The organism is Virgibacillus sp. 6R, assembly GCF_001895305.1.
GTDB lineage: Bacteria > Bacillota > Bacilli > Bacillales > Amphibacillaceae > Virgibacillus > Virgibacillus pantothenticus.
On sequence record NZ_CP017762.1, the window covers coordinates 3,693,789 to 3,709,298 of the forward strand.

11 protein-coding genes and 1 riboswitch are annotated in these 15,510 nt (G+C 37.9%); of the genes, 5 read left to right on the top strand and 6 right to left on the bottom strand.

What is annotated here, in order from left to right:
- Positions 1 to 65 precede the first annotated feature (65 nt).
- From BKP57_RS16790 to BKP57_RS16800, 3 genes are all read left to right on the top strand, one after another.
- Complete coding sequence (locus tag BKP57_RS16790) at positions 66 to 1,232, top strand: CaiB/BaiF CoA transferase family protein (protein ID WP_050352083.1); 1,167 nt, start codon at positions 66 to 68, stop codon at positions 1,230 to 1,232.
- Between the two features lie 410 nt (positions 1,233 to 1,642).
- The gene (locus tag BKP57_RS16795) at positions 1,643 to 3,166 is read left to right on the top strand and encodes a class I adenylate-forming enzyme family protein (protein ID WP_311998316.1); all 1,524 of its coding nucleotides are present in this window, start codon (positions 1,643 to 1,645) and stop codon (positions 3,164 to 3,166) included.
- Positions 3,167 to 3,202: 36 nt separating this feature from the next.
- Complete coding sequence (locus BKP57_RS16800) at positions 3,203 to 4,834, top strand: long-chain fatty acid--CoA ligase (protein WP_072742041.1); 1,632 nt, start codon at positions 3,203 to 3,205, stop codon at positions 4,832 to 4,834.
- Between the two features lie 267 nt (positions 4,835 to 5,101).
- Here BKP57_RS16800 and BKP57_RS16805 read toward each other — a convergent pair whose 3' ends face one another.
- The 3 genes from BKP57_RS16805 to BKP57_RS16815 are packed head-to-tail and all read right to left on the bottom strand — an operon-like array spanning position 5,102 to position 7,670.
- On the bottom strand, positions 5,102 to 5,587 hold the full coding sequence (locus BKP57_RS16805) for a hypothetical protein (protein ID WP_050352085.1): 486 nt from the start codon (positions 5,585 to 5,587) through the stop codon (positions 5,102 to 5,104).
- Complete coding sequence (locus BKP57_RS16810) at positions 5,584 to 6,375, bottom strand: DUF3100 domain-containing protein (protein WP_050352086.1); 792 nt, start codon at positions 6,373 to 6,375, stop codon at positions 5,584 to 5,586. Before BKP57_RS16810 ends, BKP57_RS16805 begins: the two co-directional genes overlap by 4 nt.
- 14 nt (positions 6,376 to 6,389) lie before the next feature.
- Positions 6,390 to 7,670 (bottom strand): M20/M25/M40 family metallo-hydrolase, encoded by a 1,281-nt coding sequence (locus BKP57_RS16815; RefSeq protein WP_050352087.1) that lies wholly within the window; start codon positions 7,668 to 7,670, stop codon positions 6,390 to 6,392.
- A gap of 822 nt (positions 7,671 to 8,492) precedes the next feature.
- Between BKP57_RS16815 and BKP57_RS16820 the strand changes: the two genes are divergently transcribed.
- Positions 8,493 to 8,861, top strand: a complete 369-nt coding sequence (locus BKP57_RS16820) for a phosphotransferase (RefSeq protein ID WP_050352088.1) — start codon at positions 8,493 to 8,495, stop codon at positions 8,859 to 8,861.
- 337 nt (positions 8,862 to 9,198) lie between these two features.
- Here BKP57_RS16820 and BKP57_RS16825 read toward each other — a convergent pair whose 3' ends face one another.
- The 3 genes from BKP57_RS16825 to BKP57_RS16840 form a co-directional block, all read right to left on the bottom strand.
- The gene (locus BKP57_RS16825; protein WP_050352089.1) at positions 9,199 to 10,248 is read right to left on the bottom strand and encodes a 2,3-butanediol dehydrogenase; all 1,050 of its coding nucleotides are present in this window, start codon (positions 10,246 to 10,248) and stop codon (positions 9,199 to 9,201) included.
- Positions 10,249 to 10,777: 529 nt separating this feature from the next.
- A complete protein-coding gene (gene dapA, locus BKP57_RS16830; RefSeq protein ID WP_050352090.1) occupies positions 10,778 to 11,674 on the bottom strand; it encodes a 4-hydroxy-tetrahydrodipicolinate synthase in 897 nt (298 codons plus the stop codon).
- Between the two features lie 114 nt (positions 11,675 to 11,788).
- A riboswitch (Lysine riboswitch) is annotated at positions 11,789 to 11,968 on the bottom strand.
- A gap of 907 nt (positions 11,969 to 12,875) precedes the next feature.
- Positions 12,876 to 13,415 carry a CueP family metal-binding protein gene (locus tag BKP57_RS16840; RefSeq protein WP_050352092.1) on the bottom strand — a complete coding sequence of 180 codons (540 nt, stop codon included), beginning with the start codon at positions 13,413 to 13,415 and terminating at the stop codon, positions 12,876 to 12,878.
- Between the two features lie 489 nt (positions 13,416 to 13,904).
- On the opposite strand from BKP57_RS16840, the gene BKP57_RS16845 reads away from it, so the two are divergent.
- Entirely contained in the window at positions 13,905 to 14,942 is a 1,038-nt protein-coding gene (locus tag BKP57_RS16845) for a lactonase family protein (RefSeq protein ID WP_072742042.1), read from the top strand.
- Positions 14,943 to 15,510: the final 568 nt, after the last annotated feature.

Below are 15,510 nucleotides of genomic sequence, written 5' to 3' on the forward strand. Positions count from 1 at the left end.
GTGAAACCATGCTTTTAGCATATATATTTTTTTAATTGACTAAATTTTAAAACGGAGGTGGTAGTTTGCCCCTTACATCAATCCGGGTGCTTGATTTGACCCGTTTGTTACCGGGTCCTTATTGTTCTATGCTGCTTGCGGATTTTGGAGCAGACGTCATTAAAATTGAAGATAAGGAAATGGGAGATTATGCGCGAAGGTATACGCCTTTACTAGATGAAGATAGTGCTATATTTCATGCGTTAAATCGGAATAAAAAGAGCGTTTGTTTGAACTTGAAATTAGAAAAGGACAAGGCAAGCTTTTTACAAATGGTGGAGAGTGCTGATGTTGTACTGGAATCCTTTCGACCTGGCGTTATGAAAAAACTCGGCGTGGACTATGAAATTTTAAAAACTATCAATCCCCGCATTATTTATTGTTCGATTACAGGGTATGGTCAAACTGGACCATATGCGCAAGAGGCAGGACATGATATTAATTACCTTAGCTATGCTGGATTATTGCATCTTATGGGCGAACAGGGTGGGAAACCAATTATACCAGCCACTCAAATTGCGGATATAGGCGGTGGAGCGTATCCCGCAGCTTTAGGCATCTTGCTTTCCTTATGGGAAAGAGAGTCTTCTGGGAAAGGACAATTAATCGATATTTCCATGATGGACGGTGTTATTGCTTGGCTGCAAGCAACCTTACCGAATTATTTAGCTACAAACCAATTACAAGAGCGAGGTGCCCACCAATTGAACGGGGCGTTTGCTTGCTATAACGTATATGAAACTCAAGATAGTCGTTGGTTAGCGGTTGGTGCGTTGGAGCATAAATTTTGGCAAGCATTTTGTGAGACAATTGGTAGAAAAGAGCTTATTTCACAACAACATGCCACCTTACAAGAACAACATCGGATGAAATATGTCATTCAGACTGTTATTCAGCAAAAAACATTAACAGAATGGTTGGAATTATTTGAATGCGTAGAAGCTTGTGTCACTCCAGTTCGAAACTTCTCAGAAGTAGTGGATGACCCGCAAGTAAAAGCTCGGAATATGATTCTCTCTCTTCCCCATCCAACTTTAGGTATAGTAAACCAAATTGGCATACCAATTAAGCTTTCTAAAACTCCTGGAAGGATTCACTCTTTGGCTCCCAAGCATGGTGAACATACAGAAGCATTTGTTTCGAAATTGACTTCTAATTCGACAGTAGATGATGAACTATCGAAGGGAGACTAATGGTTTACTGCAAGTCCAATGCTCCATTTGTTCCCCTAAGGAAAAGGATCTCAGCTTGTTTATTTGTCCCGTATATAAGGGGCTGTAAGACACCCACTTCAGGAGTTGGATAAGCTAAATTAGTTTTAGCAAAATTTAACTGGACTGTTTATAGATTTTTGATTGATCCATAAAATAACATTTTCTCATGTACAATTATTTAGTTCATTGCATATGAGGATTACTGCTTATAAATAAACTCGCCTAGCTCTAGTTTTAGATAAGGACTAGAGTTGATATCTAGCTCAGATAGCCCAACTAATTTATTACTTCAAACCTACTATGAAAAGCTTCATGTGTAAGTACAAAGCTTTTTAAGGTAGATTAAGGTGAGGATTGGTTAAATTGGGAGAAAAATGATCTTAACGGGAGTGATAGAGTTGAATTTAGGAATGACGTTAGCGAGAAATGCTCGGCAAATTCCGGAAAAAAAGGCGGTTATTTTTGGAGAGAAGTCCTACACGTATAAGCAGTTGAATCAAAAAGTAAACCAACTCGCCAATGGTTTAGTAGCTAGTCAAATAAAGAAAGGTGAAAAAATTGCTATTTTGATGAAAAATTCGGATCAATTCGTGATCGTTTTTTACGCAATTATGAAAGTAGGCGCTATTACTGTTCCGATTAATTTTCGTTTAGCAACCGCAGAAGTTCGATATATTTTAGAGGGCTCAGATGCGTCAGTGCTGTTTTTTGATGAACCATACACCTCATTGGTCAGCCAAGTAACAGAAAATAATAAAAATATTAAACTACAGGTTTGCGCTGGTAATAAGATAGAGAAGAACCAGTTAACAATGAATGCAATTAGCAATGACAATGTATCAGAACCCTTTGTTGAAGTTTTAGAATCAGACGTTGCAGAAATATTATACACATCTGGCACAACAGGTAACCCAAAAGGTGCATTATTTGACCATCATCGCATTCTTTATGTTGCATTTACCTCCGCAATTATGATGAAAATGGGCCCGGAAGACAACTTACTGCATGTGGCACCGTTATTTCACTCTGCACAGTTAAATTTATTTATGATAACAGGTACTCTATTAGGCTCTACGCAAGTCATTCAACAAGATTTTCACCCCGTCCATGTCTTACAAGCAATGGAGCAACATAAAATAACCCTTTTCTTTGCTGTTCCAACGATGTATAACTTTTTGCTTCAGGTTCCAAATTACGAAAAATATGATCTATCATCTGTTAAACGATGCGGATACGGCGCTGCTCCTATGCCAACAGCTTTATTACAACAAGTGATGAAATTATTTCGGCATGAGCAATTTTTCAATATGTGTGGTTTAACCGAAGCGGGGCCAGGCGGAGTCTTGTTACTGCCAGATGAACATAAAACAAAAATGGGTGCAGGTGGAAAGGCAATGCTTTGCACGGAAGTGAGAGTTGTAAATGAACGTGGGGAAGATGTTGCTCCTTTTGAAACAGGTGAATTTATTATTAAAAGTGAAATGGTAATGAAGGAATACTATAAAAATCCCGAAGAAACAAGACAAACGCTCCGCGATGGCTGGCTCTATACCGGTGATTTAGCTATCGTTGATGAGGATGGTTATATTACGTTAGTCGATCGGAAAAAAGATATGATCATATCTGGTGGTGAAAATATTTATTCTACGGAGGTAGAACAAGCTCTTTATCAGCATCCCGATATTTTAGAAGCAGCAGTGATTGGACTGCCAGATGAAATCTGGTGTGAAAAAGTAGTTGCAATTGTTGTGGGAAAAAAAGGGAGAAATCTAGATGTGGAAGCGCTAAAATTATTTTGTTGCGAGCGTCTTGCAAGCTATAAAGTACCAACAGAAATTATTGTTGAAAATGCTATTCCTAGAAATGCATCTGGGAAAATTTTGAAATATCGGCTCAGAGAAGCATTGTCCTAATGATTAAAGGATTATTTCAAGAAGGAGTGAATCGGTATGATGAATAGCCCATTATTAATAACGTCTTTAATAGAACGGTCGGAAAGTTACTTCCCCAAAAAGGAAATCGTGTCGCGGTCAGCAAATCGTATTCATCGTTTAACATATCAAGAGATTGGTGAAAGAGTGCGAGCTTTAGCTCATGCATTAGAAAGATTAGGGATACAGAAAGGAGATCGTGTTGGAACCTTTGCTTGGAATCACCATCGGCATTTGGAAGCTTATTTTGCTATTCCGTCTATCGGTGCGATTCTGCACACGATTAATATTCGCTTATCAGCGGAGCATCTTGCATACATTATCAATCATGCCGAAGATAAAATAATTCTCGTCGATGAAGAACTGCTACCCGCCATTGAAAATATAGCGGATCAGCTTCGTACTGTACAAACAATTATTGTTATGTCAGATGAAATAGATGTCCCTTCGTCCAAGCTACAGACTCTGTTAAATTATGAACAGCTTATGGAAGGGGCTGATACCACGTTTCCGTTCGTTAAGGATATGGGCGAAGAAGACGCAGCTGGGTTATGCTATACATCAGGGACAACAGGTAAGCCTAAGGGAGTTATCTATTCTCATCGAGGACTTGTTCTGCATGCCATGGCTTTAAGTTTAGCTGACACTTCTGCTGTGTCTGAATCTGATGTTTCGATGCCAGTTGTGCCTATGTTTCATGCCAATGCTTGGGGGATGCCGCACGCTGCGACTTGGACTGGAGCGAAACAAGTGCTGCCTGGTCCATTTCCAACACCGGCTATTTTAGCGGCATTAATGGAAACAGAAAATGTGACCATCTCAGCAGGTGTACCGACTATTTGGCTGGGTTTATTAAAAGAATTAGAGCAAAAAAAATATCAGCTCGATAGTTTGCGAGGAATACTATGTGGCGGCGCTGCAGCGCCAAAGGGAATGATCCAGGCGTTCGAAAGTAAATATGGCATTCCGTTTTTTCACGCCTACGGAATGACTGAAACAACACCGTTAGCTTTGTTTTCCCGGTTAAAGAGTTACCAAAAACAACTTCCTGAAGCAGAGCGATTAGAGGTGAAATCAAAGCAAGGAATGGCAGTTCCTGGTGTTGAAATTAAAGCAGTAAATGAAAATGGAAACATTAAAAACGATGGGGAGGAAATGGGAGAGCTGTTAATACGAGGTCCTTGGATTGCAGATTCCTACTATAAAGATGAACGAAGTGAAGGATCATTTAGAGATGGATGGTTATACACAGGAGATGTTGTAACTATTGACGAGGAAGGTTTTGTAAAGATTGTGGATCGAACAAAAGATTTAATCAAAAGTGGCGGTGAGTGGATTTCATCTGTCGATTTGGAAAATGCATTAATGGCTCATGAAGCAGTATACGAGGCTGCCGTTGTGTCTGTTCCTCATGTTAAATGGCAAGAACGTCCTGTTGCCTGTGTGGTGCTTAAGGAAGAATATAAAGCGATAGTGAAGCAGGAAGATATATGTAAATTTTTGCAACCGCAATTTGCCAAATGGTGGTTACCGGATACTATTTTATTTATGGATGAGCTGCCAAAAACATCTGTGGGGAAATTTTTAAAAACAGCGTTGCGGGAGGAAGTTAAAAAACAGTTAGCAACAAAAGGGAATGAGGGAAAGTAAGCTACTAAACTATTGAAGTGGGAATAGTGTTGATGCTAGATCAGATGTTAAAGGAATGTTGAAGCACCTAGCTTTATAATGGTTGTAAATAAAATGTTACTAGCCCCGTATTATACTCGCTAAAGTGATACGGGGTTTTTATGTCTACTAGATCAAGCCAATGGTGCTTAAATTAGCCGTAGCTTAATTCTTTTTCATTCAAAGGAAGCTGCTTCTACAAGCACCTCCCTTTGAAAATGACATTGTGAAAAATCCCCTCGTTATGAATTAATTTCCTGATAAAAACAATCCAATTTGTGCCAGTAAAGCACTGCCTGCATATGTGCCTGTAAAGACAAAGATAGCTACAATCGCAACTTTCCATGACGTGTTTCGTAAATCAACGAGACGGTTAGCTACAGAAATACCTGCAAAGGTTAATATAGGTGTTGTAATCGATAGAAAGTCAACTGCTTGGATGGCTTGCACAAAAAAATCGCATATTAAACATAAAATAAGAGAAGTAATCGATACCCAGCCCAAGATAGGAAAATCGCGAATGATTTTCACCGGGGATTTTTGCATTAAATCTGAAATTACAATTCCGATCATGGAGAAGAGCCATAATACTCCAAGTCCAACAAATGTCATGGATGTAATAGGTGTAGAGCCAGGGTTTTTCATTAATTTTATTTCCATTGTAAACAAAATTAATGCCACACTTAACAGAAGGATCAAACCGTATTTTACATATTTGTTTAGTTGTATACTCATTTGTTGTCACCTCGAACCAGTTTCTTATACATAAATGCTTGAATCGGAGCAGCCAAAAACACCATTGTGAATGTACCAAGAAAACTGGTTAGTAGTTGGCTTGCAGAGGCATATGCTAGGATCGTGCTTTCCAGCTCCGGAATTCGAGCTACTAATGTTGCAGAAGCAGCACTCATCATACTACCTGAACCAACACCTGATGCCATGGCTAGTGCTTCTACTCGTATCCCTAAATCAAGTAAGATCGGTGCAAACACACTGAAAAAGATAGCTCCAAATAATGTCCCAATTATATAAATGGATAGAACGCCTCTTCCTTCTTTGGATTCAAGTGTATATTTTTCAGAAATGTACGCAAGCTCTCCTTCACGGCCGATTCCTAATGTAGCACCAATTGCTTCACGTCGTAAGCCTAATAAAAGTGCGATTGGCAATCCAAGGAATACAGTTCCTAAATTCCCCAGCTCTTGAATGATAAATACCCAGCCAATTTGCAGGATTTCTCTAATTTGTGGAGCGACATCGGCACCGTATCTAGCCATTAACGGCAGCATAATGAAAATGAGATATTTCCCAGCAAAATGAATATTATTATCGCTGTATACTTTTTTCCAAATCCCTTTACGGAATACTTTAAGACCTAAAAACATGGTTAATAAAATGGCAAAAACTAAAGGAAGTAATCCGATAGTAAATGAGCCTATTGGTATAGCTTGAAAGCCGATAAATTCTGAAATAGTAATAATGAATAATGCAAAAACGAGTAAGTAAAGCAAATTTTTGTTCATGCGCTGCCTCATTCCTATGATAGATTCATTTTATTTTGTACAATGGAATCAATTAATTCACGATAAGCTGTATAGCTACGTTTATATAACTTTGCTTTATCGATATTTCCGTTCATTTGTTGAAGTACTTGGACTAAAAACCTTGGAAACACCTCGTAGATAAATGTTGGATCAACATCAATAAAGTCATCTCCATGAATAGTTCCAGTAAAGCCGCTATAGCCAATTTGAATGCATGGCATCATAAAGGAAAGATCTCCTATATCACCTGCAGCGCTAATGAAATTGTCATTCAACAGCTCGTCAATTTCATTGTTCTCATGAAACGCAGCTTCGACAAATGTGGATAAATACCTATCTTGTATAAATGGTAAATAACCCATCTGTGTATCTATCGTTACATTTCCCTGTAAAGCTAAGGCACTTCCCTTCGCCGCATCATCTAATTTGCTAGCTGTTTCTTTTAAATAAGCAACAGACTTGGTTCGTAAATCTGTTCCTACAATGATATGGTTTGGAACGACATTTGTAGACATATCAGATTCCATAACGATTGGATTGATTCGCACATGTTCTGATTCTTTTAATTGTTGGCGGCTTAATCCAATCGCAGTATTAAAAAGCGTTGACATATTATAAGCATTTTTAGAAGAAAATGGATCAAAACCTGCATGTGTTGCTTTGCCTTCAAAGGCATACTTCTTATATAGAAAGCCAGCTAAATCACAGTTTATTTCTATCGTCCGTTTAGAAAATTCTCCACCAATTGCATGTACGCAAATACCAACATCAATATCGTCAAATACGCCTAAGCTCATAGCCTCGGGTTTTCCACCATAATGACTGATTTGACCTTTTTTTAATAATTCAGCACGATAATTTAAATCTAAGTATTCTTCCGCAGGCACAAATACGAACGTCAGTTTATAAGCTAATTCTTTGTAGGCTTCCGTTGTAAAAAGATATTGGTACAGCGCTAGTGCAATACCTATCTGGGTATAGTGACCGCAGTTATGCGCAGCCCCTGTAAGTTCATCAGCATACATATGCGTAGGTGCATAAACAGCATCTAGTTCAGCAATAAAAGCGACATGTAAATCTTGAGCTTGTTTATTTCCTAAGCTCGTGGTAAAACCGGTGATGCTAAAATCGTCAAATTTAATGTTCGGATTTATTTGTTTTAAATAAGCCATCACTTGACTTCTTGTACGCCTTTCTTTATATCCCAGTTCAGGGTGATAATAAATATCTTCAGCAATTTGTTTGATAGTTGCATATTGTCGTTTAAATTGCATTTGGAAACCTCCCGTAGCAATAATTAATAATAATTATGTCGAAAAAACACGAATCCATCTTATCACTATGTTTAATGTTCGTCAATATCGAATGATATTCAGTGTTTTTTTAATAATGTTCGACTTTAGGTGTTTAAGTGGCAATTTTTGAAGAAAGAATGAAATAATAACTAAAATATTCTTTTGTGTATCCGTATGTAACTGGTGTGGGTTCTACTCTTCTTCACCTTTGGGATGAGAATCAGAATGTAGGTGGGAGGTAAACAACCAGTACATATTCATTGCTGTTCAACAAACCATTCGGCGATAAAGTGAAGCTCCCGTCATGGGGGCATTTATTTCCCAGGGCTAGTACGTAATAGTAAGACTTCAAGGCGGTTTACGAAAGAGGGCATTTAGGTACGTTTATCTTCGCTTAGATTTGGTATAGTAAAATTGATCCAACTTCTGAAATGGGAGTCTTACAGTATCTTAAATACGGAATAATATATTCCCAGATGATTGAAGTTTTGCTCTTTTTCAAAGAATAAGAAAGTATAAAATTTGTTGCTTTGGATAAGGGAATAACTGAATAGCCACGTCCGGCTTCAGCGCCCAGCAACGATGCGACTATAGAAATGCGCCCTACGATAAGGCCTCATCGGTTCGTCGCTAAGGGGAAGGCCGACTAAAAACGGGCTTGCCGCTCAGGCGTCGGCATACCCCAGTTTTTAGTGACATGATTCCTAAATCTTTAGTTGATTCGTTCCATTCGCTACGTTGCTGAACGGGCGCTTGCGCCTTTGTTCACAATTTAACACAGGGTTGTTTTTTGGAAAATCAATGCTATTTCAGCATGATGATTTTCATCCAGCAAATTTATTAATCCATAATCGACGATTTTCTGAAATAATAGATTTCCAAAGGATGGATTGGGGAGGTCCGACTCATGATTTACAAAAACTTGGCTCCTTTTCAAGCCGGATCAGTATTCCATTTACGAAAGGTATGGTTGATGGGTATCATCGGAATACGAAGCTTTACGAAAGCTTTTGGGAATTGTACACTTTGTACAGTGCTATGCACCTCGTGTCTGCACTTGTATGGGGAAAGAAAATGGGAATCTTTAAGCGGATGCGTTCGTATTCTATGAACGTTTTGGAAGATCATGACTTTTTCACAAAGACCGTTCCAAACTGGTATGAAAAATAGAAATATGTATTCTGCATTCTCTTCAGCTAATAGGATTGGTACCGTTGCCAGCAAAAAGTTAGAGGTAAATTAGTTTAGGATTTGTATGGTGGTGATAGCTTCTATTGCTATCAATAGGAAGCCTCTTATAAAATGAAACGGCAGTACAAAAAACAAGGTGTTGCCAATTAGTATTTTCTGGCAAGACCTTGTTCATTTTATTACAAGCGTTCGTTCAATTATCTAATAAAAGGAATACCTTTAAATTTTACGTTGTTAATATGTGTACTCTAAACAATAGCAGTTAGGTTAACCACTAAGTGCTGTTATGGTTTAAGAATCTATATACGATTATTGCTTATTTTTCGCCACTTAGCTCAATTAAGATTTTAGCTTGTGATTTGTCAGAAGATAATAATTCAAAACCTTTATCTACAATGTCATCCAGCTGAATTTGTCCAGTAATAATGGATTGTGGCTTTAATTGGCCGCCAGCCATTAAGTCGATGGTTTGCTGGAACGATGTTGGTGTATATGCAATAGAAGAAGTAACTTTTACACCTTTCTCAGTTAGTTGCATAGGATTCCATTCAATTGGTCTAGCAAAAATAGACACAATTACCATCATACCACGAGGTTTGGTAACTTCGATGGATTGTTTGAAAGTAGGCGCTACACCAGCAACCTCGAATGAAGCATTAACCCCTTCAGGAACAATATCAAAAACAGCTTTTACTGGATCTGTTTCTCCTGAGTTAATAACATGTGTTGCTCCAACTTCTTTCGCTTTTTTCAAACGTGTTTCAGATAAGTCAAGTGCGATAATTTTACTTGCTCCAGCTGCTCTTGCTGCTAAGATAGTTAATAAACCAATTGGACCAGCTCCAAATACCGCAACGGTGTCACCAAATTCTAATTCAGCTTCTTTTACAGCCTGTACTGCAACTGCAGTAGGTTCAACTAAAGCGCCGTCTTGTAAAGTTAATGGCTCTGGTAATAAGTAGACGTTGTTTTCTGGTACATTTGCAAAAGAAGTAAAACCACCATCTCTATGCAAACCTACAAAAGAAAATCCGTCGTATGGATCAAGATCTTCTGATTTATTGCCATGTGTAATCGTTGGATTGATAGCAACGCGATCACCAGGTTTAACGTTTGTTACCTTTGCACCAACTTCTTCAACAACACCAGCAAATTCATGTCCCATTATTAGTGGAGCAATACCGCCAGCTAACTCATCCTCTTTTTCTGTTGGAATAAAAACTGGACCTTCTGCGTATTCATGTAAGTCACTGCCACATAGACCAGCCCATGCAACCTTTACTTTAACTTCTGTGTCTTTTAAAGGTTTTAGTTCTCTTTCTTCTACGCGAATGTCTTTTTGTCCATACCATACTGCTGCTTTCATAATGTTGTTCTCCCCCAAAAAAAATTTTTTTACAAAACTGACTCCGCAACTATTGTACTTTAAATTTACAAATTCCGACACTTTTTTGTCTGATTTTACAATAATGTAACAAAATGTTCACAAAGTCAGTATATGGGTAGCGAAAAGAGAAATTTTTCTGAATTAGAAGGGGGGCAGTACCAGCTTGATGCAGGGAATATACTGCATTCATTTACTAAATAGAGGCTCTATGTATTTTAATTGTGACCTCGATTTCCATCTTACGAAATGAACACAGGAGGAAAGCTTGAGAGTAAAACTGCAAGTCAAAGTTTAATTTTGTTCATCAAACAATGAGTGGGAAATAATAAAATCTCTACTGCTCAAAATGCACTTTATCTTGAAGCTGAATTTTAATATGTAGTGTATGAAAAAAAGAAATGAGGCACTTTTAGAAGAGTTACCCCATTTCTTTATCCATGTAATATGGACTCCATATCTAGTCATCTACCTATAGTATAGCTGCCTTCAAGAAAATTTCGTATGCTAACTATGTTCCGTTTCCAGCCTTCAAAATACCACTAGCATGAAGCTTCTGCTTTAGCATTTCCACTTCGTTTTCCGTTAACGGCTGCATCGGCATTCGCACACCGCCAACAGCCACATCTAGTAGATTTAAGGCGCTTTTAACTGGAGCGGGACTTGGCTGAGCAAACATGGCTTTCATAATCGGGAGTAATTTTTGATGTAGTTTTGCACTAGTAGTGACGTCTCCGCTTCTAAAATGTTGTATCATGTCCCGCATTTGATTACCTACAATATGCGAAGCTACCGAAACGACCCCATCTGCTCCGATGGCAAGAGCAGGCAGTGTTAAACTGTCGTCTCCAGAATATAAGCTAAAATTGTCGGGAGTGTTGTGGATGATGGTTGTCATTTGATCCAAATCACCACTAGCTTCCTTGACTGAGACGATATTCGGTAATTGTGACAGACGAATAATAGTATCTGCCTCTATATTTGTTGCTGTTCTACCAGGTACGTTATAAAGCATAATCGGTAAACTGGTTGCACTGGCAATAGTTGAGAAATGTTGAAAAATACCTTCTTGAGACGGCTTGTTGTAGTATGGTGTAACAAGCATAATTGCGTCAACACCGGCTGTCTCCGCTTGTTTAGTCAATTCCATAGAAGCTGTTGTACTATTGGAACCTGTTCCAGCAATTACTTTTGCTCTTCCATTAGAAATTTCAACGACATGTTTAAATAAGGTAATTTTTTCTTCATTGGAGAGTGTTGGAGACTCTCCGGTCGTACCGGCAACGACTAAGCTATCTGAACCATTTTCAATTAAATAGTTTACGAGTTTTTCCACAGCACGAAAGTCAATATTTTCTTCAATGTCAAATGGAGTCACCATAGCAGTAACAACTTGGCCAAAATTCATTACTTCACACCCTTTGTTTACATGATAGTGTAGGTGGGAAGGCCACTAGATTTCTCCGCAAAAAAGCAGCAACGACGGCAAATCGCTGCTGCTTGAAACATTTATTAGCTTCATGCGTCAGATAGCCCTCCATATAGTCACCTATATGACAGTTCTGTACTTTTTCAATAGCAGAACCAGCTGTAGAAGCAATGAGTTTTCCACAACTTCGGCGAGGTCCCCTTTTCACTATTTTCTAAGGACCTCATTATCCTCTAATAGTGTACTCTTGAACATCGCGCCTCTATCCTTGTTTCAACAGAATATTGAAACAGGAATATATTCGGTTGTCTGTACTATAGCAGATTTTTACTATCTATGCAAGGGCTTCAATATTCAGTTTGGATAGTAAGGTTGAAAAGTAGCGTTATTTGCTTAGACCTTGCAAAAACGCTTGTAGGTAAAATTGCAAAGAATGTTTACAAGCTGTTATTTAAGAATAAGCAATTACTTTCGTATACTAGTACAGTGATGTTTTTAATAGACTTTGCTTTCTATTTAATCCCGTATATAAAGTGCTGTAAGACTCTCACTTTAGGAATTGGATAATCTGTGTACTGCAACAAGACTAAGTGGGAGATAACCGCACCTAAATGCCCTATTTCCTAAGCGGCCTTTTTGTCATACCATTACGGTACTAACAAGCCGTGGGGGATGAATGAAAACCCCTACTGATGGAAGATTCACTTTATATCATCATTAATTGCTTGATGGTTTAGTACTCCTATTTCCAGTAGGTACTCATTTAGAAAAAGGTAGATAAAGACGATGGGACATAACTAAAGCAGCTGATTAAAAAAACAAGAAATCGATAATTGTGTATACGCAAGTTTTAGCGTAGTCAAAATATGTAGTCTCCTGTGAGAACAGTGCGAGCTGAAGATCCCGCAGGAAAGCGGTTTTTGCTTTCCGAGGAAGCTAAGGCCGCGCCCGTAGAAGCGAAGTATTTTGACATAGCGGTGATAGAAATTTTTTAATGCAAATAAGCCAAACAATGATAAATTAATTGTTCGGCTTTTGCTATATAGTATTTGCTTATGTCCCCGCCTCTTTCTTATAGTTCAATAACTTATTGCTAAACAGTTCCAATCGTTCCAATATTATAACTGAACATAGGATCACAGTTTTTGAAAGCAATTAACTTCCCCCACCAATCTATATATTACGTTAACTGCATATTGGTGAGACAAGTTGGGTCTTCTGCGAATGTTGAAAATTCAGATTGGACTTTCTTACCATCATGCTCAATAGTTATATCATATTTTTTGTCTCTCGGAACCCACAAATCAATGAATCCATTTGCCAGCGATTTTACCTTTTTATCTACAATTACATTCCCGTCCTCATCTTCAATATATACGTCGAATTCTTTTTCTACCATTTCTCCTTGGCAGCCTGTTAGACTATGGAATGTACAAGGGTGTGTTTGATCAACAAACGGAGCGATAGATACGAAAAATTCATCTTTCGGTAGCTCGTATGTTTTTTCTTTTTCTCCAGATGTACTTACAATCAGTTCTTTGCCTGTAATAGAAGCAGAATCAGCTTCTTTTTTATCCGTGCTATAATCAGCTACTAATTGTTTAATATCAGTGTTGTTACCATTTTCTTCTACATTTTTACTTTCTGTATCATCATTACTACATGCAACTAGCGCAAATAGTAAAATTAACATCATGAATATAATTGATTTTATTTTCATTCAATTTACCTCCTTTATTAAAAAGTATATCAAATAAAGGAGTAATGAATCAATTGGCAAATTGGGGATCCAGATTGGTTGTAAATCTATCTTACACCTAATTAGAAGTAAAGCTTGCACTTTAATAGTAAAAGATAAAACCTAAGAAGTTAGTGGAAGATTTAACTGTAGTCAAATACCCGATTTGTTCATACCTTTGTGTCAGTCAATGGGCGTAATTGGAAAACCTAACTTATTTAAGATTTATTTTATAAAAGAATAATAGGAATCGTTCATAAAATGGAGCCGGCAACTTACTTAACTCCCTCGTATTTGATATAGTTTGCTATAATTGTCCTACGTAGAACTTAGCCTGTTTCACTAACAAGTTAAGACGAAGAAAAACGAGCTCAGACATGACATATAGTTTTCCTGGTTTCGTGTTTTACTTTTTATAGATTTACGCTTAGACTTTAGGTATATATATCTTTTAAAAAGGAAGGTATCACCATGACAATTAATTATGTTGGCTATGCAGGAACATACACTCGGAAAACAAGCAAGGGGGTCTACCGTTTTGAATTAGATCCACAATCACAAAAATTAACTGCAGTGGAAGTTGCTGCAGAAGTAGGGAGTCCTACTTATGTAACCATAAGTGATGATAAGCGTTATTTGTTCTCCATTGCACAAGATGGGGAATCCGGTGGAGTACAAGCGTATAAAATTGATCCTAAAACAGGAAAGTTAACGAAGTTAGATGAACAACTAACGGAAGGGAAGTCTCCTTGTCATTTGTCTTTTTATAAAGGTAAGTTAGTAACTGGAAATTATCATAAAGGAGAGGTGGGGCTATACTCTTTTACAGCTGAGGAAACATTAGTAGCTGAATCGTTTATCCAACATTCCGGTAGTGGTCCACATGAGCGTCAAGAAAAGTCACATGTCCATTTCGCCGGATTTACGCCGGAGCGTAACTATGTGGTCGTTTGTGATTTAGGGACGGATGAACTGGTAACCTACCGAATCGCAGGCAATCAACTTGAGCGTCATCAAACGCTAACGTTAAAACTAGGAAGTGGTCCACGTCATATTGTATTTCATCCAAATGGAAAAACAGCATATTTACTTACGGAATTAAGCTCTGAAGTCATTGTTATAGACTATCATGCGGAAACAGGAAGCTTCACTGAAAAGCAGACCATTCTAGCGAAACCAGCAGATTTTACAGATACGAACGATGCTAGTGCAATTCATATATCTTCAGATGGAAAGTTTGTTTACACTGGAAATCGAGGACATAATAGCATTGCGCTATTTGAGGTTGATCCTAAAACCGATAAGCTAACCTTTGTAGAGTTTACGTCTACAGGTGGGGAATGGCCGCGTGATTTTGTGTTAGATCCTAGTGAGTCATTTATTGTTGCTTCTAATCAGCACAGTGGTAATTTAGTTTTATTTGCACGTGATCAGCAGACTGGAAAGTTAACACAATTGGACTCTGTCGTAGAAGTTCCAGAAGTAGTTTGTGTGAAATTTTTAAATTAATATTGATATAACTAGTGTAACTGAAGTTTAGACCTTAACATCAGTTTAAAACGGCAAGCTTATTATCACCAAAGATTATAAGCTTGCTTTTTGTGTTTAACTATTCAGCAGCTAATTGATTAAATGTTGCAGAGCCTTTTGGTTAACGCATAACCAATTCAGATAAGTTATGTATTGCTTTGGACTGATGCAAACAAAATTTTCCCATCAGAAAATAGTCATGTTACCTATATCGGGAGCCATTTTATCATATTTCGCTTCTTTTATCTGAAAAAGGTTAAACTTGGTCATATTCCTGAGTTTTCAGCAAGACTGAATTGAGTTCACGACTAAATGTCAGAGTTTCCAGCGAGGTTGCACGAAGTTCACAGAGAAATCGTCGATGTTCACTATTTTATCTCGCATTAACTGGCAATAGGAGCTACCCTTCCATGCTGCGAGGTAAGCTAGGCGGGGCCGACTACAAGTCGAATGTCGGTTTTATTTATCCCGCATATAAGGTGCTGTAAGAATTTGGATAATCTGTACTGCGATAAGAATAAGTTGGAGATAACAGCACCTAAATGCT